Source organism: Sporolactobacillus sp. PKPK-6, assembly GCF_056678885.1.
In genome coordinates, this window is record NZ_JBWXPA010000002.1 from 240,167 (window position 1) to 263,334 (window position 23,168).

A 23,168-nucleotide genomic window follows, 5' to 3' on the forward strand; every position below is an offset into this window, starting at 1 on the left:
TGGAATCCGTCCTTTTCTATTGCATCACACGGCGAACCGAATAGATATCCGGAATCCGCTTGATTTTCTCGACCACTCGATACAAATGATCGATATTTGTGATCGCGATCGTCATATTGATCGTTGCCACCTTGTTTTTATCGGCGCGGCCGGAGATACCGTTAATGGCCGTGTGCGAATCGGAAACGCATTGCAGCACTTCATTGAGCAGGCCGTTCCGGTCAAAGGCTGTTACCTCAATATCGACATTGTATTCCTTCGATCGTGATTCACTGCTCTCCCATTCGACCTTCATCAGGCGCTGTTCCTCTTCATTTTTGATATTCGGGCAGTCCACTCGATGAATGGTAACACCTCGGCCGCGCGTGATATAGCCGACTATGGCGTCACCCGGCACCGGATTGCAACAGCGCGCGAGGCGTACAAGCAAATTATCGACACCTTTAACACGCACGCCAAGCGACGTCTTCCGATGTTGATTCGTGCTCGGCTTGGGTTCGGAGAGTTGTCTCATCCGTTCCTCTGCGTCTGTTGTTTCGGGTGCCTTGTGCTCATCCTCTGTGAGACGGGTAACGACCTGTTTCGCTGTAATCCCGTTGTAGCCGATCGCTGCAAACAGCTCATTTTCATGTGAAAAATTAAACTTTTTCGCCACAGCAGTGATCTTATCCTCAGTTAGGTTATCCTTTATGCTCACATTCTGACTGCGGCATTCTTTTTCAAGCATTTCACGGCCCTTCGCCACATTTTCCTGGCGCTGCTGACGCTTGAACCACTGTCTGATTTTATTCTTTACAGCAGAGCTTTGAGCGATCTTCAGCCAATCGCGGCTTGGTCCGTATGAATGATTTGAAGTCATGACCTCGACAATATCACCGGTTTTTAGTTTGTAATCCAGCGGAACCATCTTGCCATTGACACGCGCGCCAACCGTTTTGTTGCCGATCTCAGTATGAATACGATATGCGAAATCAATCGGTACCGATCCGACCGGAAGCTCGATCACATCACCCTTAGGTGTGAACACAAATACAGTGTCTGAAAATAAGTCCATTTTCAGAGACTCCATAAATTCCTTAGCATCATCGGTTTCATTCTGGTATTCGAGAATTTCACGGAACCAAGTGAGCTTGTCCTCAAACTTGTTATTGATGTTTCGAACCTTGCCCTCTTTGTACGCCCAGTGCGCCGCAATTCCGTATTCCGCAACGTCGTGCATTTCCTCAGTTCGGATCTGAACCTCAAGCGGATCGCCTTTAGGCCCGATTACGGTGGTATGGAGAGACTGATACATATTGGTTTTCGGCATGGCTATATAATCCTTGAAGCGACCGGGCATCGGTTTCCAATGTGTGTGGATAATGCCAAGGATCGCATAGCAGTCTTTAATGCTTTTGACAATGATCCGAACTGCAAACAGATCATAAATTTCATTAAACTGTTTATGTTGATTGACCATTTTGCGATAGATGCTGTAAATATGTTTCGGGCGGCCGGACACCTCAGCATCAATATGTACAGATTTTACATACGATCTCAATCCTTCAACGACCTGAGCGATATAGGCTTCCCGTTCCTCACGTTTTTGTTTCATCAAATTAACAATTTTATAGTATTGCTGCGGTTTCAAATAACGAAGCGAGATATCCTCAAGCTCCCATTTAATTGCGGAAATACCGAGACGATTGGCGAGCGGCGCATAGATCTCCAAGGTTTCATTCGCTTTTTGAATCTGCTTCTCTGCGCTCATATATTTCAATGTACGCATATTGTGCAGCCGGTCGGCAAGCTTCACAATGACGCAGCGCAAATCACGTGCCATAGCAACGAACATTTTGCGGTGGTTCTCCGCCTGCTGATCTTCTTTTGAGGTATATTCAAAATTTCTTAACTTTGTTACTCCGTCTACAAGCTCGGCTACGTTATCTCCGAATGCTTCACGGATGTCCTCCAGCGTGACCGGCGTATCTTCTACGACGTCGTGAAGAAAGCCGCTGATTATGGTTGTGACATCCATATTTAATTGCACAAGAATACCAGCAACCTCGATCGGATGCATAATATAGGGTTCGCCCGACCGGCGGACTTGTCCCTTATGCGCGCGATCTGCAAAATGATAAGCCTCGCGAATTAATTCAATATCTTTTTTATCTAAGTAGGTTGAAGCCTGCTGTATAAGTTCTTCCATCGTCATCATATCATCACCCGTATGCAGGACCATTGCCGGTTCTGCGATCTGAATCTTTCAACCACTAAATTTAGTAATTTCAGACGAATAAGTAAAAAAAGAAGTAAGGCAGCCATTCGCCGGAGACTATGGTCCCGCACAATTGGCACCTATTAGGACTATTATCAAAGATAAAAGGATTAAAGTAAAGAGTTTACATCCATTCTGTCCATCCTGACAGCGGACAAAACACAGTGAGAAAAAGAGAGTGCCTGATTCCAGGCACTCCGGATCATCTATTTAGTATTTAATTAAGGACAGGACATCATAATCTTTAAGCAGCTTGGAGCCATTGAGCTCGGTTAATTCAATTAAGAAGGCAACACCGGCGACGACACCGCCCAATTGTTTAACCAATTTAATTGTTGCTTCAATCGTACCGCCGGTCGCAAGCAAATCATCGGTAACGAGCACACGCTGACCCGGTTTAATCGAATCCTTATGCACGCATAAAGTATCGACACCATACTCCTTTTCATAGGAAACAGTCGCAACCGCGCGCGGCAATTTGCCCGGTTTGCGGACAGGTACAAAGCCGAGTCCTAAAGAATAGGCAAGCGGTCCTCCAATAACGAATCCGCGCGCTTCCGGCCCGACAATGACTTCGGCATTCTTGCTTTTCGCGAAGACTGCTAGTTCATCAATGGCAGATCGATAGACCGGCCCTTCCTCAAGCAACGACGTAATATCTCTGAAATTAATACCTGCGGTTGGAAAATCCATAACCGACTTAATATACTTAGCATAATCCATTCTGTGCGCTCTCTCCATTTCAAAGAATAAGGTCTTTCTATTAATTGACCAATACCTATCTGAAAAAATATCATTGAATCATTTCAAAACTCGCTCATGTTTAAACTGGCCGGTGATCCACTGCTTCAGCTCGCCGATCGGCGAATAGCAGAAGCGAGCCTCCAGTTCACGTTGCATCCTCTCTTTACAATACGTTTCGGAGGACGTCAGCGGTGCTTTAACCGGAGAAGGATTCTCGGTTAGGAAACCCTTCTCTATTTTAACAAAACCAAGTTCAAAAAACACCTGGGTCATCAAAGAAATCGACTGCTCGCTCCAACCTTTATATCCTGCGATCTGTCGCATCATCGCCCGAACATCAAAAGAATGTCTTTTGCGAATCAACGCGTAATACCACACAAAGTGATCGCGTTCCGGAAATACTGAAAAGTAGTGATCTTCCGAATGATAAAAGATGCAATAAAAGCGATTAAGCTGCGGATTTTCTCCGATCACTTCTTCAAGTTGAGCTTCCTCGTTTGGAAGATCAAGAAGTGCAACAGCATCCGTTGAAATGGATATGCCGGGTTCGTATATCTTTGCTACACCTTCAAGCTGAAAATGTGCAGCGGTTTCCGGCTGAAAGGCAAGCAGTGTTACAGAATCATCAGCAAGCTGTGCCATTTTTTCATGAATGTCGCGGACGGAACGCCAATCATACACTTGAATACCCTCTACACGAAGATCACGAATCAGCAGCTGTGCTTTTCTAAAACCGTTCCATTCATTAATCCCTAACTCGCCGACTGCAGCTAAGTGATCGTTCGGTGATAGACGCGGAAGCCAGTTGCCAAATCCGAATCCGATTGCCTCAAGCTCTTTTTCGTTGCCCTTAAGCGTCACTTTCAAATGATTATTATTACGTCCAACAGCGCCCATCTTCGCCAACGGTGCCTGCTCAATTTGAAACAGCGGACGTGGATTGTCCGTGCCGAATGGAGCAAGCTTCGCCAATTCCTCAATCAGCTCTACAGACAGATCGTCGACTGTGGAAATACCGTCTATGGTCAATTGAGGTACAAGGTCTTCGGGCTGAAGCACTTGATCTGCCACAGCGGCAAAAGCCTGCCGAAACGCTCCAATCTCGCTTTTCGCAACCGTCATACCCGCCGCCATCTGATGCCCGCCAAATTGAATCAGGTGACTCGATGTGTCCTTCAATCCCTGATAAAGATTGAAACCATCGATACTGCGCCCTGATCCTTTAGCAATACCGGTTTCTTTATCAATACTGAGGATGATCACAGGGCGGTAATATTTGCCGACAATTTTCGATGCCGCAATGCCGATGACACCTTGATGCCAGTTTGTTCCGGCAAGGACAAGTGCTTTATCGCCACGACTGATATATTCGGCTGCCTGTGCATCAGCCTCTTTGGCTATTCTATCTACGATTGCGCGCCGGTCCTGATTTAATGAATCAAGCTGTTCGGCAAGCGCCACCGCTTCGCTCTTATCATCAGTCAGCAGCAGTTCAAGCGCAACCCGTGCATCATCCATGCGTCCCGCGGCATTCAGCCTTGGCGCCATTTGAAAGCCGATCACATCACTGTCAACCGCGCTCGCTCCGGATGCTTTCATCTTGAGTGCGTCAATTCCCGGCAGCGATCCCTCATTCATCGTTTTTAATCCAAGATAAGCAATCAAACGATTCTCATCAACGAGAGGTACAAGGTCGGCAATGGTTCCGATGGCTGCTAATGCAATCAGTTTCTCATTAAATGCATCCGCCGGACAGATCTCTTGGGCAAGTTTAAGTGCGACTCCTGCACCGGACAACCCTTTAAAGGGATAAGGACAGTCTTTCTGCTTTGGATTGAGAATCGCAAAAGCTTCCGGAAGCTGTTCCGGCGGCTCATGATGATCGGTGATCACATAATCAATCCCCATACGCTTCGCGCATTCGGCTGGATCGCTTGCTGCGATGCCGGAATCAACAGTTATAATGAGTGTTACGCCGTCCTTCTTTGCCTGTTCAACCGCGCCTACATTAGGTCCGTAACCATCTCTGAACCGATTCGGAATATAAAATGAAACCTGTGCACCGATTGCTGTCAGCGCACGAATCAGAATCGCTGTCGATGTGACTCCGTCTGCATCATAGTCGCCAAAGACGCGGATCTGTTCACCATGAGCGACCGCTTCGGTAATACGGGCAGCGGCGTCATTCATGCCTTTCATTTTCATAGAATCATAGAATTTCATGCGCTCACAATGCAAAAAGCGCTTTGCGCGTTCAGCATCGTCAAATCCTCTGGCAACCAGTAAACGAGCTGTAATCACAGAAATATGCAGCGACTCTGAGAGCCGCTGCACCTTTTCTTCATCCACTTTTTTTATTTTCCAATGATTTTTCGATTTCAGCATCCGCCTTCGCGCTCCCTCAACAACCGGTTCCCCGCTTAGGCCGGATTTTATTTTTTCGACCGACGCCTCGCAGTCCGTGATTCACTTGATGACGTTTCACTGCCTATATCTACTTTCAAACGATCGGTATCCTCAGGGTGCAGTTCAATCATTCTTCGCAACTCACGTTCCAGCTTGCCGATTCGATGCCGCTGTTTGTAAATTGTGGAATAAGTGAACAGACCAATGAGAAGCGCCCCGATCAACACCGATCCGATGATCACAAGAATAAGTGGCAGCCGGACAACGCCGAACAGAAAGCTGAACCCCACGGTCTCCACATTAGCAATTGAAAAAAGAACAATGATCAATGTGAAAATGAGTACGAGGAGTATTCTCCACTGTTTTTTCATTTACCGGTACCTCCATTTCTCCACTGAAAATTACGCCTGAGTTTGTACGGTTCTCTTTTTCTTTCGTTGATCAAGATACTTAACCTTCATCACTGCCCATAGTGGACATGCAATACAGATTGACGAATAGACGCCGCAAATCAGTCCGACGAAGAGTGCCATCGTAAAGTTGCGGATCGATTCGCTGCCGAAGATCAGCAACAGAACAACCGGAATTAACACAGTCAGAACCGTATTTAATGATCGCGTCAGCGTTTCGCGAATACTCAAGTTAACAATCGACGAATATTCTTCAATTGTTGTGAGCCTTTTTCTGCTTAACTTGATGTTTTCACGGACACGGTCAAACGTCACAATAGTATCGTTGATCGAATAACCGACAATCGTCAGTATAGCAGGAATGATCAAGATATCGACTTCGAGGTGAAACAGGCTGAATACGGTCACGATGAAAAAGGCATCATGGATCAGCGCGAGCACCGCCGTCAGACCCTGAAGAAATTCAAAGCGGATCCACACATAGATGATGATACCGATAGAAGCCAAAATCAACGCAAACAAACCGTTCTTCGCAAGATCGCGTCCGACCTGTGGAGATACTGAGCTGACGTTCGGCTCAATACCGAATTGCGATTTGATTTTACTTTTTATTTCCGCAATCTGGTGCTGATTCAGTTCTTTATTAATTCGAACGGTCGCGATATTCTTATGCGTTCCTGAAACGACCGGACGTTCCGGATCATAGTTCATCGCGCGAAATGCCTGATCAACTTTTTCAATCGATATCGCCTGTGTACTTTGAACATCGACTCGCGTTCCGCTCGAAAAATCAATACCCAAATTAAGCTTAAAGACAAAGAGTGAAAGGATACCTACTATAATCAACGCAGAAGAAATGATAAAGAATACATTTCTATGCTTCATAAAATCAAAGTGATCGTAAAATTTATTGTAATGCTTGTAATTCATTTTCTCATTTAATTCCACGAATATCACTCCTCTTTACGCCAAACAGCCACGGATGATCATTTAGTGCACGGCTATGAACCAAGAGACCGAGCAGCAGACGGGCACCGTAAACCGACGTCAGGAAGGTAACCACGTTACTGATCAGTAGCATGACGGCAAATCCTTTGACTGCGCTGGTTCCTAAGGCGAACAGCACAGCTGCGGCAATGATCGTCGTCAGGTTGGCATCGACAACAGTCGGCAACGCACGTTGGTTCCCGGCTTTAAATGCGGAGAGTATGGATTTTCCGCCGCGCAGCTCGTCTTTAATTCGTTCAAGCGTGATGATGTTGGCATCGACTGCCATTCCTACGCCGAGGATCATCGCGGCAATGCCCGGCAGCGTGAGCACTGCTTGCAGTCCGACGAACACAGCCATAACAATGACACTGTAGAAAATCAGAGTTAAATCCGCAATCAGTCCGCCTAAACGGTAGAACAAAAGCATGAACAGCATGATGGCCGCAACGGCAAGTGCTCCGGCATAAATTGTTTCTTTCATGGAGTCTTGTCCGAATTGTGCACCGACAGAGGTCGAATATTTCTCAACCATCCGAACCGGAAGTGATCCAGAGTTCAATAGATCCTTCAGATTCGTAGCCTCTTTAGCTGTAAAGCTCCCGGTGATTTCAACATCAGAAGTATTTAGTTCTTGAGACACACTAGGAGCTGAAATGAACTTCGGTTTGCTTTTCTTCGCTTCTTTTGCGTATGAATCACCTTTTTGATAATCCATCCAGATGACCAGTTGATTGTTCGGAGCGTAACCAGCGATTTTCTTCGTCACACTGGCAAATTTCTTCGGATCCTTCAGCTGCAAAGTAACCATCGGCTTGTTCATTTCATCGAAAGCGACCTTCGCCTTGCCCGGTTTCAAATCCGATCCGTCCAACATCAGCCTGTCTTTATAATCGCGGAATTCCAGCTTCGCCGTTGTTGACAGCAGCTGGCGCGCGCGTTGCTCATTTTTCACGCCTGGAAGTTGAACACGAATTCGATGTCCGTTTTCAATCGAAATATTCGGTTCACTGACGCCGAGCACGTTGATTCGTTTATTGATTGCAGCAACCGCGTTGCTCATTGTGTCACTGTCAATTTTTTGACCTGCCTTCAGCGGTTCGACCTGATACAGCACTTCAAACCCGCCTTTAAGGTCAAGTCCCAAATTCACCCTATGTATGATGGGATTTACTGCAAAACCAATGATAATTCCCAGCACAATTAAAAGCGCAAAAAAGGAAAAAATCGGTCCTTTTTTTACCATGTTCTAAGCCTGCTCCCTTCTCTTTATCGACTCTCGTTAACTACGAAAGCTCCCCCCGCTTGCGAATCGCATTTATCTGAACAGTGAGCTGTCCATTTCATTTGAGCTGTTTTTAAATAGATCCAAGCGCAACTTGTTCATGTAATCATTCACAGTCAGCGCCATGACCGCAGCCACCACTTCATGTATTCGTTCGGGTTTGTCCTCTTTCTTTTTTTCCAGAGATTCTTTAACAAATTGCCAGAATTCATCCATTTTCAAGTGATTAAGACCGAGCAATTGAAACTCATTTAATTTACTTTGCAGAAACGGCTCAATGATCGTCCGCCACTTATCCATATCATTCAATTCATCCGGCATTTCGATTCCTCCCATAAAGCCTATAATAGCATATTTGTGATTGAATACGAAACACAAAAAAACAAATGAGGCCATGCCCCTTCTCTAATAGTTCGGTCATGATGCTTATTAAATGAGCATGGCTTGTCATGCTTGGACCCTTTTGATGCATATACTCCACTATGGCCGCGAACTTTCCTTTCCAGCCGTGGTCTCTAGCCACATCATTTACTTATTTATTAATTTGCAAACAAAGGCGGGCCGCTCATGACACGACAATCTTTTTTAAAAGGCTCTTTTATATTAATGACAGCGGGTTTGATTACCCGCATTCTCGGTATGATTAACGGAATGGTTCTTGCTCGTGTAATTGGTGACGAAGGGGTCGGCCTCTTTATGATGGCGTTTCCGGCCATGCTCTTGGTCGTAACGCTTACCGAACTTGGTTTGCCGGTTGCTATATCGAAACTTGTTGCAGAGGCGCAGACATTCGGCAACTTCCGCAAAGTTAAATTGGTACTTGCCTGGTCGCTTGCCATTGTCGGATTCGTCAGCATCGTACTCACCGCAATTATGCTGATCATCATTCCGCTGTCGGCAAACTACTTATTTGCTGATACGCGCGTTATCTACCCTCTGCTTGCCATAACACCGGTGATCCCAATCGTCGCCGTAAGCTCGGTTCTGCGCGGCTATTTCCAAGGAATTCGCAACATGAAGCCGTATGCCTATTCTGGAATAGTTGAGCAAGTGGTTCGTATTTCGCTCGTCGCGACACTAGCCAACCTGTTAATGCCTTACGGAGTCGCCTATGCCGCAGCCGGTGCAATGATTGCCGGATCGGCAGGAGAATGTGCCTCGCTTCTTTATATGCTCTATGTCTTCAAACACGGCGAAGGAATAAAGATGAAAGGGCCGAAGCGAAAATCATTAAAGGGAACTCGTGAAGTTCTGCGCGACTTGCTCCGAATCGGTTTGCCGACGATGGGCAGCCGGCTCATCTCATCGCTCGGTAATTTCTTCGAACCAATGATCGTCTCACATGCGCTCGTCATCGCCGGTTACTCCATTGCCTCGTCCACACAACTTTACGGACAGCTGACCGGATACGCGATGACACTTCTGCTGCTGCCAAGCTTCATCACGCATGCCCTTCATGTCTCGCTTGTCCCCGCGATCAGTGAAGCCTATGCGCGAAAGTCCTTTAATCTGATTCACTATCGTTTGAATCAAGCATTGCGCATTGCTATGCTCACCGGTGGTCTTTCCATTGTTGTCACCTACTCATTCGCCAAACCGCTGATGAGCATTATTTACGACTCACCCGAGTCAGCTCAATTTCTCTACATTATGACGCCGTTTTTCATGATCTTTTATTTTCAAGCACCCATGCATGCCGTTCTTCAGGCACTGGATTTAGCAAAGGCGGCCATGTATAACACCTTAACAGGAGCTGTTGTCAAAACCATTATGTTGTTTGTACTCACCTGCCGGCCGGAATTCGGTATTAAAGGTACTGCACTTGCTATCTGCACTAATGTTGTTCTCGTCACTGTCCTGCACGCCGCAGTCATGTTTAAAGCCATCGGATTTTCGTTGATTATTCGGGACTACATCCGCACCTTTCTCTTAATCGCATTCTCAGGTTTCGTCGCACATCTGCTTATTCAGCGTGCATTTACTGCCTGGTCGCTTTTCCCGAGAACGTTGATGTTGATCTCATTGGTAGCCGCACTCTATTTAGTACTCGCGTCTTTTCTCGGTTTGCTGCAAAAAGAACAACTGAGCCAGCTCCCGATCATCGGAAAGTGGCTCAGTTAATCATTACGCATGTATTTGTTAAGATCCATGTAGAAATTTCCCAGAGGATCCATTCTTAAATAGTTGACTTGGCGAATATTGCGATAGCCGAATTTTCTCAGTTCCTGTCTAAGCCAGAGCTGTGTCTTTCCAATTTGTTCCAGATTATCGCTCCGTACTTTTCCATTCTCAATGAGTGAGAGCCCGGGGCGAGGATGTTCATGATCGGATTGCAACGAATGATCCGGTTTCTTTTTCGGTAAGCGGAAATCAGCAGCCTTCAAATATTGAATGAGATGTTCATGAATCGACCATTTAGCGGCGAACCGATAGAGCCAAAAGCGTGATCGATAAATGAGGATCAAAATCAGAAAGGGCATGAGCAGCGGAAGCAGCGGCTTTTCCGGCATAATTACAGCCGCAACGATTAATTCGACCGCAGAGAATACAAGCGCGATTTCAAAACCCGATTGATCTGAAACTTTTTCATTCAATGACTTTCTGAATCCCATAAACATGAGCAGCGCCAAGCAAAGCATTCGAATCATCGATGTTCCCATTCTGCTCCTCCTCTCTGTATTTAGTATGAGCAAACTGAACGATTTCATGAATGGGACAGGTGTCATGTTTTTGAACCTGTCCGAATAAGATGGACTATCAGGAATCTCGATTTGTCGGGTTTCATGCGGCAATCCCAAATCCTTTATCCATAAATTCACTTATTATGTCGGAGGTGGTAAAATGTCCCGAAATTGGCTTAGTGCTGTCACATACGGAATGATTGCTGCGATCCTCATCGTCCTTGCTTCCGCGTTTCTGCTTGCTTCACTGCTGCGTTTCACAACGTTTGCAGAATCGAATGGCTCCATTCTTCCCATCGTGATCTCAATTGTCGCGCTTTTTATCGGCGGCGTGATTTCCGGATCAAAGACAAAAGAAAAAGGACTTTTGATCGGTGCCATTACCGGACTCGCTTACTGTTTGTTCAGTCTCTTCTTTCAGTATCTTGGTCTTAATCAGAGCCCAAGCCTGAATCAGTACTTATTCTTTGTCGCTAATATTGCCTCTGCTTCGCTTGGAGGCGCAATTGGCGTCAACCTTTTTGCCGGAAAGCATTAATTTGCGGATTTAAAAAAAGCGGCCATAAGCGGCCGCTTTTTTTGATTTATTATTTTTCTGTACTTTCTTCAACAGCAGGTTCCGGTGCATTGGCCTTTTTAAGGACCGCACGGATCGCATTGCGTTCAAAAGTCAGTTTCGTACCGCCGCAGCGAAGCACCGCTGCCTGATCGTCGATCGAATCGATCGTTCCTTGAAGTCCGCCGACCGTAATCACCTTGTCGCCCTTGGACAGAGCAGATTGCATTGCTCTTGTTTCTTTAGATCTCTTTTGTTGCGGGCGAATGAGCAAAAAATAAAAAATCGCTACAAACACCAACAATGGTAACAACTGCATAAGATTCAATGAACTTCTTCCCTTCTATACTCAAAAGTTTTTAGCACCCGGTTTATTAAAACCATACGATTCAAAGAATTCCTCTCTGAATTCAAGCAGCCGGTCTTCTTTGATCGCAGATCGGACACGCTTCATTAATTTTATCAGAAAATAAAGGTTATGGTAAGTAGTTAAGCGAAATCCGAATGTTTCATTTGCTTTTACCAGATGACGGATGTACGCGCGCGAATAATTTCGGCATACCTTGCAGTCGCATGATTCATCGATCGGACCAAAGTCATGGGCAAATTTCGCATTGCGAATAACAAGCCGCCCATGCTCGGTCATGCATGTACCATTGCGCGCAATCCGAGTCGGAAGCACGCAATCGAACATGTCGATGCCACGAATGGCACCGTCAATCAGTGAATCGGGCGAACCGACACCCATTAGATAGCGTGGCTTATCAGCAGGGAGCAGCGGAGTCGTATAGGTAAGCATTTCATTCATTTTATCCTTCGGTTCGCCAACCGACAGCCCGCCGATTGCGTAGCCTGGAAAATCAAGCGAAGTCAGTGCACGCGCCGACAGTTCGCGGAGCTCTTTATAGCCGCCGCCTTGCACGATGCCGAACAGCGCTTGACGATCGGGATTGACGTTAGCTGCCAGACAACGCTCCGCCCAACGGCTCGTACGTTCTACGGATGTCCTCATGTACTCATAGGTTGAATCAAACGGAGGACACTCGTCAAACGCCATGATAATATCCGAACCAAGCGCATTTTGGATCGCTATCGACTTTTCGGGAGACAGAAAAAGTTTCTCACCATTCAGGTGGTTGCGAAAATGCACACCTTCCTCAGAGATATCACGAAGCTTGCTTAGACTGAATACCTGGTAACCACCGGAATCAGTCAATATTCCCTGATCCCAATTCATAAAATGATGGAGACCGCCGGCTTCCTGTACTATATCTTCACCCGGGCGAAGCCAGAGATGATAGGTATTACTCAGGATGACACCTGCACCCATCTCCTTTAGTTCTTCCGGGCTCATCGTCTTGACCGTTGCTTGTGTTCCGACCGGCATGAACATTGGCGTATCAAACGTTCCGTGTGGCGTATGGAGCTTCCCAAGTCGCGCTCCCGTTTTCTTATCTGTCTTAATTAATTCATAGGTAACTGCAGCTTGATTCATTAATGGTTAATTCCTTCCTCAATAAACATAGCATCGCCAAAGCTGAAGAAACGATACCGTTCCTTTACCGCTTCGCGATAGGCTTTCATAATGAACTCACGGCCTGTGAATGCGCTGACCAGCATGATGAGTGTCGACTTAGGTAAATGGAAATTGGTGATCATTCCGTCAATAGCGCGATATTTAAATCCTGGATAAATAAAAATATCAGTCCAGCCGGATGCTTCTTCAAACTTGCCGTCAAATTTCGCTGTTATTGTCTCTAATGTACGGATAACCGTTGTGCCGCACGCAATAATCCGTTTGCCTTCGGCGCGTGTTTTCGTCAGCCGTTCAGCGGCCTGGGCAGACATCTGATAGAATTCCGAATGCATGGTGTGTTCCTCAATCTTGTCCACCTTAACCGGGCGAAATGTGCCTAGTCCGACATGTAAGGTAATAAAAACGATGTGTATCCCTTTTTTTTCAATTTCTGCAAGCAATTCCTTCGTGAAATGCAGTCCCGCAGTCGGTGCTGCCGCAGATCCGCGATGCTTTGCATAGACAGTTTGATACAGATCAGGATCATCGAGCTGCTCTTTTATGTAAGGCGGCAGCGGCATTTTGCCAAGTGCGTCCAAGACTTCATAAAAAATTCCCTGGTAGTGAAAGGTCACAAGTCGGCGTCCCTCATCCAGCTCTTCAGTACACTCTCCGACCAGCATCCCGTCGCCGAATGAAATGCGTGCCCCTTGATGCACGCGCTTTGCCGGCTTGGCTAAGCATTCCCATGTATCTCCTTCTTTTTGTTTCAGAAGCAGCAATTCAATTTTTGCGCCGGTCTCTTCTTTATGGCCGATCAACCGTGCCGGGAGCACCTTCGTGTCATTCAGAACAAGGCAGTCGCCCGGATTTAGATAATCGATAATTTCGCTAAACGTATGGTGTGCAATTCGATCCTTGTTCGGATTCAGCACCATGAGCCGCGATGCCGCGCGATCCTTCAGTGGGGTCTGCGCAATCAATTCTTCAGGTAATTCATAATCAAAATCAGATAATTCCATTTCAGCACTCTCTTTCTTTTTATAGGAACTTCAACTCATTGCAAGGGATCCTGGATGTTACTCACATCCTGTGAGTAACATCCAGGCCACCGCATCCTGCGGAAGTACGTCCTGTGAGCAACGTTGAAATCATCACATCCTGTGAAAGAAGTGATTTATTACATACATTATTAGTGATAAAACTAAGCTTATTATAATACAAGTCACAATAGGGAAGAAAAAAGTGGTATTCCCCTTTTTAAACATTATATCTCCAGGAAGCCGTCCTATCAGAGGCCAGCACAGGCCGACTAAAAACAGAACGGCACCGGCAATCATGAGTGTTCTGCTTATACCGCTCAAGACTTCCGATCTCCTCGTTCAAGATTAAAGTGGCTGTATACCTGATCGGTAACCATCCGTCCGCGCGGCGTGCGCTGAATATAACCGATTTGAAGCAAATACGGCTCATGCACGTCTTCAATTGTATGCCGTTCTTCGCCAATGGCAGCTGCTAGGGTATCTAATCCTACCGGACCACCGTGAAACTGGTCAATGATTCCCATCAGCAGCTGATGATCGACACGATCTAACCCCGCTTCGTCAACATGGAGACGGCTCAGCCCGTTCCTCGCCGTTGCGCGGTCAATAAGGCCATTGCTCTCTACCTGGGCAAAGTCGCGAATGCGCTTGAGCAGGCGGTTCGCGATTCGAGGCGTTCCCCGTGAGCGTCGTGCGATTTCAAAGCAGGCATCCTCTTCAATTTCTGTTTGCAGTACGGATGCCGTTCTTTTTATAATCATTGACAACTCTTCCGGGCTGTAAAACTGAAGACGGCTGATCACGCCGAAACGGTCACGAAGCGGAGGAGACAAATAACCGGCCCTCGTGGTTGCACCGACGAGCGTAAACGGCGGCAGATTGATCCGTACCGAATGTGCGGTTTCGTCCTTTCCGATCACAATATCCATGCAGAAATCTTCCATTGCCGGATAAAGAATTTCTTCAACATGGCGAGGAAGGCGGTGAATCTCGTCAATAAAAAGCACATCGCCAGGTTCAAGTGATGAGAGCACAGCAGCAAGATCGCCCGGCCGCTCAAGTGCCGGTCCGGATGTTGTTCGAATATTTGCGCCCATTTCCGATGCGATAATCATCGATAAAGTTGTTTTGCCTAGTCCGGGTGGGCCGTAAAGAAGCACATGATCGAGCGGTTCATGACGTGCCTTTGCTGCACAAATAAAAATTTTCAGGTTCTGCTTTATTTCTTCTTGACCAATGTAGTGGTCTAAATCAGAAGGGCGAATGGATTGGTCCAGCCCTTGATCCTCAAGTGTCGAGTCACTAGACAGCAAATGATCCTCTTCCAAATCGGGCGCCCTCCTTTTACACTTTGGATAATCGCTTCAAAGCTTCTTTCACATAGTTCTCCGCACTTAAGTCAAGTTTGCTTAACTGCGGCACAACTTTACGGATTTCTCTTTCTGAATAACCAAGCATCGACAGAACATCCGTCGCTTCCGCCAGCGCGTTTTCCAGCCTGCTGTCTGCATTTTCCTCTAATTGCATGTCCGCAGGCCGTACAGCAAATTCTTGCAGCTTGCCCTTCAAATCAAGAACTATTTGTCCCGCTGTTTTTTTGCCGATTCCCGGAAAACGGGTGAGAAACTTATCGTCCTCCGCCTCAATTGCTTGAATAACCTCATCAGGATCCCCCGAAGCAAGAATGGCAAGCGCATTTTTCGGTCCAATCCCGGAAACAGAGAGCAACCGGACAAACAATTCCCGTTCCTCTCTCGTCTGAAATCCATATAAAACGTTCGCTTCCTCGCGCACATACTGGTAAAGATAAATCTTCGTTTCTTTATTCAGCTGCGGTTGATAGCTGAACGGATTCGGACATATGATCTTGTAGCCGAATCCGCCCTGCTCAATGACAATACCGCTGCCGGACAGATAGGTCAAAATTCCTTTAATATAATCAAACACTAAGCTTGCTCCTCGTCCATCGTTTCTAAGCTAAGATCTTTGTCTATCATATCACATGGCAAGCATTTGTCCCAAGAAAAGCTAATAGGTACCATCATGCTGCTCATAGGCGTTTCACATGCAAGTAAGGGACTGAGCACAGTAAAAAATGAGGAGACATTCATGTCGAATGTCCCCTCATTCACACTCATCTGAAATCATGCTTCTTCAAGATTGCTGTAAATATCCTGTACATCGTCGTTGTCTTCCAAAGCCTCGATCAATGCTTCCATTTTTTCGAGGTCTGTTCCGCTCAACGGAGTTTTAGTCGTCGGGATCATAGCGACCTCAGCACGATCAATTTCATAGCCTTTTTCTTCGTCCAACGTTTTTCGGACATCCTCAAAAACGTCAGGTGTCGTCACGATAATAAACCGATCTTCCTCAGTTCTCATATCATCTGCCCCTGCGTCGATGGCATCCATCATAACCGTGTCCTCATCTAGGCCGTCTTTTTTTTCAATTTCAATGATGCCCTGCTTTTCGAACAGGAAGCCGACACTTCCCGATTCGCCTAAATTGCCGCCGCTCTTTGTAAATGCGTGACGGATATCAGAAGCTGATCGGTTACGATTGTCGGTCAGAACATCAACCATGACTGCAACACCGCCTGGACCGTATCCTTCATAAGTAATTTCTTCATAGGTCACGCCGTCCAAATTTCCGGTCGCTTTCTTGATTGCCCGGGAAATATTGTCATTTGGCATATTGGCAGCTTTTGCTTTTTCGATCGCATGCCTTAATCCGGCATTCATACTTGGATCACCGCCACCGTGACGCGCTTCAAGGAAAATATCCTTGGATAGCTTCATAAACATTTTACCACGTACGGCATCCAACGCATTTTTCTTATGCTGTATGTTATTCCATTTTGAATGTCCAGACATAATTCTTCTCCTCCCCAAAAAATGCGGTAAACAAAAGATTAATGCGTCCGTCTGATAAACATAAGGTCAAAAAAAGAACTAGCCAAAGCCGTTCTCTACTTACTAATGTTTTTCTGACCCTAAGTTCTTCACACGCTGCTTTAATGTACTCCGCAAATTTCATTCCGTTCCCATTATACCCATTTTTTATCCCGAAAAAAAGAGCAAAGGCTTAATGCCCTTGCTCTTTCTCTCAGAATAATTCTTTTTATTTGCTGTTGTTTTCAAACGGACGTTTAACAGCATTGGTTAAATCGTCGATAATACCAACAATATCTGAGCGAACTTCTCGAGTCGCCTTGCCAGCATTAAACGTGGCTTCTGTTGCCGTAATTCGTTTCACATAACGGCTGTCGGTTGATACCAGCACTTCACGACCGCCTGCAAGCGGAAGAACTGCAAGCCTGATTTTCTTTCTTAAATTTGCACGATCATTTTGTCCTTTATCTGGAACAGCGCCAATGGCAACGCTATTCCCCGAAACCAGTACATGAGCCTCATCCACTCCATCAACAGAAGCTGCTCGATCTGCAATACGGTTTGCTAATTTCTTCTGATCTCCATAACTCAATTGGTTTACCTGATTATTGGTGTCACCGCTCAGATTGCTGTAATCAGGTGAAGTCGGCGGAACCGCATTTGAGTTTGGATTATTGTAGCCGGTGCGGTAATTTACATCACGCGGCGCATTGGGACGGTTATACGCAGCGTTGTCCGCCTGACAACCTGCCAACAAGGCGCTTAACGTTAATACTGTCCCTAATTTTGCTATTGCTTTTTTCACTTTTACTCCCCCTTTCGCACTTATCATGTGTGAAGAAGGAGCATTTTACGCTTAAGAATTTTTACCGTTAAATTAGCAAAAAATAGAAGACGTATGCAGGGACTGCATCCATGCTGAAGATCAGCATTTACCCATAAAATTTTTTATTTTTTAGGCGTTCCGGATTGTCCTCCTTGGTAAATCGGCGCGGATGCATTGGGCATTGCCCAATACGGCATCGGCTGAGGACGCGGCGGTTGATTTCCGCCGTAATACCCGGCAACTGGTGCATTCCCATATGGCGAATAGGGTGCGGGGCCGCCGCAATTACATGGTTTACCTGTTTGTGATTTATTTGGCACAAACGGATATGGATAGCCTCCCATTGGATCCGTCTGCACTGGAGCCATTTTGCCGCTGCCGGCAGGTACGGTTTGCGGTTGCTGTGGTTTAGCCGCAGTACCCGCTACTTGTGGATTCGTCCACGGCATCGTTTTCTTACTGCCTGCTGTTTGACCGCCTACATAAGCTTTATCAAGCTGCACTTTTCCATGACCAATCGGAAATTGCGGTTGCTGACCGGCCCAAGGCTGCAGTTGCGGATAATATGGACTCTTTGCCCCCATCTGATCGTTTGGATGATAAACCGGCTTCTGAGAAGCAGCACCGCCTACTGCATTTGGATAATAAGGATTGACACCGCTTCCCTGAACGGATGGACTAGTCATTCCTTGATTCGATCCTTGGGTTGCCGGACTTATTGCGCTCCCGGCATTCGGTCCCTGCATCCATGGGCTTACCATACTTCCTTGATTCGATCCTTGGGTTGCTGGACTTATTGCGCTCCCGGCATTCGGTCCCTGCATCCATGGGCTTACCATACTTCCTTGGTTTGAACCTTGCGCTTCCGGACTGACTACACTGCCAGCATTCGGACCTTGTGTCCACGGACTTACCATACTTCCTTGATTCGAACCTTGAGTTGACGGACTGATGGTGCTACCGGCATTCGGGCCCTGTGTCCACGGGCTCGTCACATTTCCTTGATTTGACCCTTGTGTCCATGGACTTACCATACTTCCCTGATTTGGTCCCTGCGTCCATGGACTTGTCACATTCCCTTGGTTTCCCACTGGAAAGTAAGGCATTGTTCCTTGGCTTGCCGGGCTCATTGCGGTTCCCGCATTTCCTTGCGAAGCAGGGCTGACTGCTGTTGGGGCTTGTGGTGTTGAAAAGTTTGGATACGATCCAGAACCTGTCGGTGCCCAGCTCGTCGACTCGGGATTTTTTGGATACATTACTTTTGCGTAATCAGAAGTTGATTGTCCTGCTGTTTGTGTACCGGCCGATGCATTTGGTTTTTGTTCAGCGGCTTCGATCTTTACCTTCGGTTGAGCAGGTGCAGGTGCTGTCTGTTGTACCGGTGCTTGCTGTACGGGCGCTTGCTGTACAGGTGCCGGTTGGGCCGGAGCCTGATGGACAGGTGCCTGCGGTGCTTGGTGATGGACAATTTCAGAACGCTGATTTGTTGAAAGGGCCCTCTTCAATGGCTGCTTGCCGATCGCTACCTTCACCTTCATTCCCTGGGTTAATGAATTTTCGTCTAAATTTGTATTCATCTTCCTGAATTCGTCAATAGTCATTCCGTGTTTACTTGCGATATTTTCCATAGTATCGCCATTTTGGACAACATATAGTTTCACGGTTCTCCATCCCTCCTGTGAAAGTCATTTTATATATATGGCTGCATTGGGCTTTTTGCCACTCTTTGCACAGGAAACTTGCTTTGCTGCTGTCCCAATTTTTTTCGAGCGAAATGGCTAATAATGCACAGGCACCTATTTTTGTTTTATACTTAAAACATCAAAATTTGCGAACCAAGCTGCTGCTCGGAAGATTTAAATGGCCGACGCAAAATAAACAATGGAGTGTTAACGATGAAGCAGAAGAAAGAGAAACGAAGATCCGCTGTTGAACGCAGAACGTCAATTATGGAACGGCTTAAGAAGGCTGCGGATCCAATCAAAGGTAACGATCTTGCTGATGAAATGCAGGTGAGCAGGCAGGTTATTGTTCAGGATATCTCACTGCTCAAAGCTGAAGGTAAGCAGATCATTGCCACATCCCAAGGCTATCTTCTGCTACAAAAGGCTCAGTCTAACACAATAAAAAGAATCGTCGCGTGTAATCACACGATCAGCGAAACCGAAGATGAACTTACACGCATTGTCACATGCGGTGTGACCGTGCTTAATGTAACGGTGGAGCATCCATTGTACGGAGAGATTACGCGCTCTTTAATGATACGGAATCGCTCCGATGTCACTAAATTTGTTGAAAATCTTGAAAAAACAGGTGCTTCTCTGCTTTCTTCATTGACCGACGGTGTTCATTTGCATGAGCTTGAAGCGGATACTTCAGAAAAGATTGAGCATGCTGTTCATGCATTAAAACAGGCAGGTTATCTGCTGTAACCTGCCTGTTTAATCCGTGTATTCAAATTCAAAATCCATGATCCGTACAGTATCGCCTTCGGTCACACCTTTTGCGCGCAATGCGTCATCAACACCCATGCCTCGCAGTTGGCGTGCAAACCGCCGAATCGCTTCATCATGCTGAAAATTAGTCATTTTGAATAATAGTTCCACTTTCGGCCCGGACACATTAAAGATTCCATCTTCATCTTCAGTGATCGTAAATGGAATTTCCTCTTTTTCAAATGTGTACAACGCCTTGCCGTCCTCTTGTTCTGGTTGTTCCATCGGAAATTCAGGTGTCGTCAGTATTAGTTCATAGGCTTCCCCGACTAACTCTTTCAGTCCGGCTTGCGTCAATGAGGAAATTGGGAATATCTTTATACTTGGATCAATTTTTTTCTTAAATGCCTCTAGATTCTTCTCGGCGTCCGGCATATCCATTTTGGAAGCTGCAATGATTTGCGGACGCTCAAGAAGACGCAGTTGATAGCTTTTTAGCTCTTCATTAATCTTGGTATAATCATCAAAGGGATCTCTTCCCTCACTCCCGGACATATCTACGACGTGAATAATGACACGTGTCCGTTCAATATGGCGCAAAAATTGATAACCAAGTCCCGCTCCGCTGCTCGCGCCTTCGATCAATCCGGGAAGATCGGCAAGCACAAAGCTTCGGCCTTCGTCCACAGCCACTACTCCAAGGTTCGGAGCCAGTGTCGTAAAGTGGTACTCGGCAATTTTAGGCTTAGCCGACGTCACAACAGATAGGAGTGTTGACTTTCCTACACTCGGAAATCCGACGAGGCCGGCATCGGCAAGTAGCTTCAACTCAAGTTGAACCTCAAGTTCTTGACCTGGTTCTCCATTTTCGGAAATATAGGGAGCCGGGTTTGCAGGTGTTGAGAAGCGGGTGTTCCCGCGTCCGCCGCGTCCGCCGGCAGCAATCACTGCTCTTTGATTGTTCTCCGTTAGATCAGCAATCACTCGTCCGGTCGCATTATCCTTAACCACCGTTCCCGGCGGAACCTGAACAACGAGCGGTTGCGCGCTTTTCCCATGCTGATTCTTGGTTTTGCCATTTTCGCCTTTTTGGCCCTTAAAATGCCGTTTGTAGCGAAAATCCATCAATGTCCGAAGACCTTCGTTCACTTCAAAAATGACATCTGAACCTTTACCGCCGTCCCCTCCAGCTGGGCCGCCGTCAGGCACATATTTTTCACGTCTGAAGGCAACCATGCCGTTACCGCCATCGCCGCCTTTGACAAATACTTTCACTTGATCAACAAACAAATAGACCACCTCATCTTGTATCACATTCATTATTTATCTTATAGTGTTCAACCCATTGAAAAGAACGATTCACATTCTGCTTGTTTAATTGTTCCGTCGCAGTCCTTTGGTTAACCATTTCACCTTCAAAATAGAGATGAATCCGTAGTACAGGCTCAGTTTCAATAACGACGCGAAGCGTATTATCTACAATCGGAGCAGAATAGCGTTCGATAATCGTGAAATATTCACGGAAAGTCTCCATCAGTTCTGTATCATAAACTGACAGATCCCTCTCAGGTCCGTCCACCTCGAAAATCAGACTGAACGCATGAGACGACCATCTGAACTGCATCAAAAAAGCAGCACACTCCGGAATATGCAGATGAGCAAGCCGCGATTGATTGTTCAGCTTTTCTGTCACTCGGTCAATAATCTGCTCGACTTTTTGCTTTTTATTTAAGAAAAGATATCCTTTGATCAACTGAAGGTCGTTCAAATACTCATGTCGCGCCGAATTCAGTAATTCGATACTTTTTTCCGTATTGAACATCATTGCCATCCTTTCCCAATCATCTACATCTCAAGTATAACAGATACACATGATCGGATTGTGAACAATGACTTACAGTACTACACCTTTATTATCTTTAATTTGGTCTTTGGCTGCCGGAATCCGTTCTTCATAATTTTCGATATTAGAAAACTTGGCTTCGCCAAGCCTCTGCCGAAGGTGAAGCCTTAGTTGCACTTATACTATTTTCCTTAAAATTATAAACTCTCTTATAGTATAAAAAGAAGCGGCAGATGCTATTTTTTGCTTGCGCAAAAAATCATCCGCCGCCTCAGTTCGTTCATCGCAATGAAAGAATCATTAAGCTTCTTTAACTGCATCTACCGGATAGACACTTACTCTTTTGCGGTTGTGACCGAACTTTTCAAACTTAACAACACCATCAGCTTTTGCGAACAGCGTATCATCGCCGCCGCGGCCAACGTTCGTTCCAGGATAAATCTTCGTTCCGCGTTGACGGTACAGAATCGAGCCGCCTGTCACCAATTGTCCGTCTGCTCTTTTAGCACCCAGACGTTTCGAAATGGAATCACGGCCGTTTTTTGTACTACCTACACCTTTTTTCGATGAGAAAAACTGAAGATCTAATTTCAACATGCCGAAGCACCTCCTTAATCGCTAATTCGGATATATTGCCCGTAGGACTTTTCAATCGTTCGCATTGAGACCAGCATCGCTTCCAAAATCAATTGAGCTTTTTCCAGATTGGCATCGGCTGGGCAATCGGAAATTCCGCATTCAAGATAACCGCCGTCATTCTTTTGCCGTACATCCATTTTCAGGTTGGCAAGTGATTCCACGGCATTGACTGATCCAAATGCAACAGCCGAAACCGCCGCACAAACCAAGTCTTGCCCATGAGGACCGCTGTCCGCATGACCGGTTAATTTAAAAGCAAAGATTTTTCCATAATGATCGCGCCGAACAGTTAAAACAACCACCGGAGTTCACCTCAAGCATTGATCTTTTCAATCACAACTTTCGTGAACGGTTGTCTGTGCCCTTGTTTACGACGATAATTCTTTCTCTTCTTAAACTTGAAAACGACAATTTTCTTGTCGCGTCCTTGTTCAACGACCTTCGCAGTAACACTAGCGCCTTCAACAGTCGGAGCACCGACCTTAACGTCTTCACCGCCAACAAAAAGCACCTTGTCGAAAGTAACCGTATCGCCTGCTTCTGCAGCAAGCTTTTCAACAACAATCGACTTTCCTTCTTCTACCTTCAGCTGCTTGCCTCCGGTTTCAATAATTGCATACATTCTGATGCACCTCCTTTAGGATCGTGT

The 23,168-nt window shown here is 46.2% G+C and carries 23 protein-coding genes and 1 pseudogene; 3 read left to right on the forward strand and 21 right to left on the reverse strand.

The window, feature by feature from the left end; genetic code table 11:
• Positions 1–16: 16 nt before the first annotated feature.
• The 6 genes and pseudogenes from AC1MBV_RS12120 to AC1MBV_RS12145 form a co-directional block, all read right to left on the reverse strand.
• The gene (locus AC1MBV_RS12120) at positions 17–2,194 is read right to left on the reverse strand and encodes a RelA/SpoT family protein (RefSeq protein WP_480948384.1); all 2,178 of its coding nucleotides are present in this window, start codon (positions 2,192–2,194) and stop codon (positions 17–19) included.
• A gap of 273 nt (positions 2,195–2,467) precedes the next feature.
• Positions 2,468–2,980 carry an adenine phosphoribosyltransferase gene (locus AC1MBV_RS12125; RefSeq protein ID WP_480948385.1) on the reverse strand — a complete coding sequence of 171 codons (513 nt, stop codon included), beginning with the start codon at positions 2,978–2,980 and terminating at the stop codon, positions 2,468–2,470.
• A gap of 78 nt (positions 2,981–3,058) precedes the next feature.
• On the reverse strand, positions 3,059–5,386 hold the full coding sequence (gene recJ / locus AC1MBV_RS12130) for a single-stranded-DNA-specific exonuclease RecJ (protein WP_480948386.1): 2,328 nt from the start codon (positions 5,384–5,386) through the stop codon (positions 3,059–3,061).
• A 47-nt stretch (positions 5,387–5,433) separates the two neighbouring features.
• Positions 5,434–5,778 (reverse strand): LapA family protein, encoded by a 345-nt coding sequence (locus AC1MBV_RS12135; protein WP_255745540.1) that lies wholly within the window; start codon positions 5,776–5,778, stop codon positions 5,434–5,436.
• A gap of 30 nt (positions 5,779–5,808) precedes the next feature.
• Positions 5,809–8,050, reverse strand: a pseudogene (secD, locus tag AC1MBV_RS12140) (protein translocase subunit SecD).
• Between the two features lie 72 nt (positions 8,051–8,122).
• Entirely contained in the window at positions 8,123–8,410 is a 288-nt protein-coding gene (locus tag AC1MBV_RS12145; protein WP_255745541.1) for a post-transcriptional regulator, read from the reverse strand.
• A 246-nt stretch (positions 8,411–8,656) separates the two neighbouring features.
• On the opposite strand from AC1MBV_RS12145, the gene spoVB reads away from it, so the two are divergent.
• Complete coding sequence (gene spoVB / locus AC1MBV_RS12150) at positions 8,657–10,210, forward strand: stage V sporulation protein B (protein ID WP_480948387.1); 1,554 nt, start codon at positions 8,657–8,659, stop codon at positions 10,208–10,210.
• Here spoVB and AC1MBV_RS12155 read toward each other — a convergent pair.
• Positions 10,207–10,749, reverse strand: coding sequence for a YetF domain-containing protein (locus AC1MBV_RS12155; RefSeq protein WP_480948388.1), 543 nt, complete (start codon positions 10,747–10,749; stop codon positions 10,207–10,209). The two genes, spoVB and AC1MBV_RS12155, sit on opposite strands and share 4 nt — an antisense overlap.
• A gap of 181 nt (positions 10,750–10,930) precedes the next feature.
• Between AC1MBV_RS12155 and AC1MBV_RS12160 the strand changes: the two genes are divergently transcribed.
• On the forward strand, positions 10,931–11,308 hold the full coding sequence (locus AC1MBV_RS12160) for a TIGR04086 family membrane protein (protein ID WP_255745547.1): 378 nt from the start codon (positions 10,931–10,933) through the stop codon (positions 11,306–11,308).
• Positions 11,309–11,357: 49 nt separating this feature from the next.
• Here the strand turns inward: AC1MBV_RS12160 and yajC are convergent, their stop codons facing one another.
• From yajC to AC1MBV_RS12205, 9 genes are all read right to left on the reverse strand, one after another.
• Complete coding sequence (yajC, locus tag AC1MBV_RS12165) at positions 11,358–11,645, reverse strand: preprotein translocase subunit YajC (protein WP_255745994.1); 288 nt, start codon at positions 11,643–11,645, stop codon at positions 11,358–11,360.
• A gap of 30 nt (positions 11,646–11,675) precedes the next feature.
• Positions 11,676–12,821: a tRNA guanosine(34) transglycosylase Tgt gene (gene tgt, locus AC1MBV_RS12170; protein ID WP_255745549.1), complete on the reverse strand. Its 1,146-nt coding sequence runs from the start codon at positions 12,819–12,821 to the stop codon at positions 11,676–11,678.
• The gene (queA, locus tag AC1MBV_RS12175; RefSeq protein WP_255745551.1) at positions 12,821–13,864 is read right to left on the reverse strand and encodes a tRNA preQ1(34) S-adenosylmethionine ribosyltransferase-isomerase QueA; all 1,044 of its coding nucleotides are present in this window, start codon (positions 13,862–13,864) and stop codon (positions 12,821–12,823) included. Before queA ends, tgt begins: the two co-directional genes overlap by 1 nt.
• A 132-nt stretch (positions 13,865–13,996) precedes the next feature.
• Complete coding sequence (locus tag AC1MBV_RS12180; protein WP_480948783.1) at positions 13,997–14,182, reverse strand: DUF2905 domain-containing protein; 186 nt, start codon at positions 14,180–14,182, stop codon at positions 13,997–13,999.
• A 20-nt stretch (positions 14,183–14,202) separates the two neighbouring features.
• Complete coding sequence (gene ruvB, locus AC1MBV_RS12185) at positions 14,203–15,213, reverse strand: Holliday junction branch migration DNA helicase RuvB (RefSeq protein ID WP_255745556.1); 1,011 nt, start codon at positions 15,211–15,213, stop codon at positions 14,203–14,205.
• Positions 15,214–15,229: 16 nt separating this feature from the next.
• Positions 15,230–15,832: a Holliday junction branch migration protein RuvA gene (gene ruvA / locus AC1MBV_RS12190; protein WP_255745557.1), complete on the reverse strand. Its 603-nt coding sequence runs from the start codon at positions 15,830–15,832 to the stop codon at positions 15,230–15,232.
• Positions 15,833–16,029: 197 nt separating this feature from the next.
• Positions 16,030–16,758, reverse strand: a complete 729-nt coding sequence (locus AC1MBV_RS12195; protein ID WP_255745558.1) for a YebC/PmpR family DNA-binding transcriptional regulator — start codon at positions 16,756–16,758, stop codon at positions 16,030–16,032.
• A 247-nt stretch (positions 16,759–17,005) separates the two neighbouring features.
• Positions 17,006–17,581: a YhcN/YlaJ family sporulation lipoprotein gene (locus tag AC1MBV_RS12200; RefSeq protein ID WP_255745560.1), complete on the reverse strand. Its 576-nt coding sequence runs from the start codon at positions 17,579–17,581 to the stop codon at positions 17,006–17,008.
• 143 nt (positions 17,582–17,724) lie between these two features.
• Entirely contained in the window at positions 17,725–19,263 is a 1,539-nt protein-coding gene (locus AC1MBV_RS12205) for a LysM peptidoglycan-binding domain-containing protein (protein ID WP_480948389.1), read from the reverse strand.
• 234 nt (positions 19,264–19,497) lie between these two features.
• Here AC1MBV_RS12205 and AC1MBV_RS12210 point away from each other — a divergent pair, with 234 nt between their 5' ends.
• Positions 19,498–20,034, forward strand: coding sequence for a transcription repressor NadR (locus tag AC1MBV_RS12210; protein ID WP_255745564.1), 537 nt, complete (start codon positions 19,498–19,500; stop codon positions 20,032–20,034).
• Between the two features lie 9 nt (positions 20,035–20,043).
• Here AC1MBV_RS12210 and obgE read toward each other — a convergent pair whose 3' ends face one another.
• From obgE to rplU, 5 genes are all read right to left on the reverse strand, one after another.
• Positions 20,044–21,327 (reverse strand): GTPase ObgE, encoded by a 1,284-nt coding sequence (gene obgE, locus AC1MBV_RS12215; RefSeq protein ID WP_480948784.1) that lies wholly within the window; start codon positions 21,325–21,327, stop codon positions 20,044–20,046.
• A gap of 10 nt (positions 21,328–21,337) precedes the next feature.
• A complete protein-coding gene (locus AC1MBV_RS12220) occupies positions 21,338–21,859 on the reverse strand; it encodes a Spo0B domain-containing protein (RefSeq protein ID WP_480948390.1) in 522 nt (173 codons plus the stop codon).
• A 321-nt stretch (positions 21,860–22,180) separates the two neighbouring features.
• Entirely contained in the window at positions 22,181–22,477 is a 297-nt protein-coding gene (rpmA, locus tag AC1MBV_RS12225) for a 50S ribosomal protein L27 (protein WP_255745568.1), read from the reverse strand.
• 14 nt (positions 22,478–22,491) lie between these two features.
• On the reverse strand, positions 22,492–22,821 hold the full coding sequence (locus tag AC1MBV_RS12230) for a ribosomal-processing cysteine protease Prp (protein WP_255745570.1): 330 nt from the start codon (positions 22,819–22,821) through the stop codon (positions 22,492–22,494).
• Positions 22,822–22,832: 11 nt separating this feature from the next.
• The gene (gene rplU / locus AC1MBV_RS12235; protein WP_255745572.1) at positions 22,833–23,141 is read right to left on the reverse strand and encodes a 50S ribosomal protein L21; all 309 of its coding nucleotides are present in this window, start codon (positions 23,139–23,141) and stop codon (positions 22,833–22,835) included.
• Positions 23,142–23,168: the final 27 nt, after the last annotated feature.